1 pseudogene is annotated in these 1,482 nt (G+C 43.7%); it reads right to left on the bottom strand.

Annotated features, from left to right (window positions below):
• Positions 1-54: 54 nt before the first annotated feature.
• Positions 55-1,388: pseudogene (locus NI470_RS15640) on the bottom strand (ISNCY-like element ISAba32 family transposase).
• Between the last annotated feature and the right edge of the window lie 94 nt (positions 1,389-1,482).

Below are 1,482 nucleotides of genomic sequence, written 5' to 3'. Positions count from 1 at the left end.
TGTTATTCACCAATTAAAATGTCTATGCGATAAACCATTTAAAATGTCCTGTTTTTAACCACAAGAGTCAAGCACAGGATTTAACTTTCTTTGTTCAATAACAGCTTTCTGAGCTTTACGACTCGGCATACTTTTCTTGAGACGGGAACGTTTATTCTGTTTTTCCAACTCTTCATGCTGTTGCTGAATATGTGCCAGAACTGTACCTAACCGTTTATTCTCAACGATCTCATTCTGCTGTAGCCCAGCTAATTTATTGAAAATGCTGTAGTTGAGCTTTCGTCCCTCGTGCATGAGGGCCACAGTCCCATCCGGGTACTCCAGAAATGAAATATATTGCCCAACAAGCTTATGATTCAGCTCTATCGGTTCAAGCAGATAAATACATTTGTCATAGGTCAGGGTCAGATTCTTGGTGACCTTACGCGGTTCCTGCCAGGTAAAAATATCATCCAGTTCAAGATGAGATTCGGTTAATGGCCGATGTAAATTCTTTGAGTTTCGCGCACACTTGGCAAACTTCTGATTGAAATGCTCAATAAAGCAGGGCAGCCAGGCATTTGCCTCGGCAATTGAACAGATACCTTCTAGGCGCATTTCCTTGATCAGGCGATCCTGGAGTGTTCTATTGGCACGTTCCACACGGCCTTTGGCCTGGGGTGAGTTGGCGAAGATAATATCAATATTTAACTCATTCAGAATCCGCCCAAATTGCGTGATCTGGCTATCTTGGCTCGATTTCTGATTCACTCGGAATACCGAGTGTTTATCGCTATAAAACGCTAAAGGCTTGCCGTATTGCTCAATGTAGGCTCGGGTTGAAAGCATATAATCAAAGGTCGTTTCAGCCTCACAAAAGCGCAGATGCAACAGCTTTCCAGTGGCGTCATCGATATAAACCAGCAAGCAGCATTTGGAAGCTCGACCTTCAAACCAGTCATGATATGAGCCATCGATCTGGATCAGCTCACCGAAGCAATCACGGTTGTATCGAGGCTGATATGGACGTTTCAGGCGCTTGGATCGAGGAATCCAGAGGTCATTTGCAGTCATCCAGCGACGAACCGTTTCTACCGGGATATGCAGGCCAACATGCTGCTGAGCTTCTCATGAGCCAATGTAGGACCAAAGCCAAGTAAATGTTCAGAAATAATGGAAAGACATTCTGATTTTAACAGGACGTCATGGCGACGATGACCCGGTTGACCACGACTGGCATGTGCCATACCTGAGACACCATCTTGATTGAGCTTCTGCAATAACCGGGTAATTTGACGGGTGGAAAGATTCAGGATTTCAGCAGCACGGACCTGGGTAATACGATGATCTCTAACGTCTTGCAGAACTGCAAGACGTTGAATTTCTTTATCAGACATAGTGATCAGCATTTATATTTTATATCCAGTCCATGGTGATAAAAACCATCATAAACCAGACATTTTTATTGGTGAGAATATAGACACTTTAAATGGGTTCTAACAC

The organism is Acinetobacter lwoffii (genome assembly GCF_024129115.1).
GTDB classification, from domain to species: Bacteria; Pseudomonadota; Gammaproteobacteria; order Pseudomonadales; family Moraxellaceae; genus Acinetobacter; species Acinetobacter lwoffii_T.
Note: the sequence above shows the minus strand (reverse complement) of the source record. Positions and strands in the feature narration are given on the sequence as shown.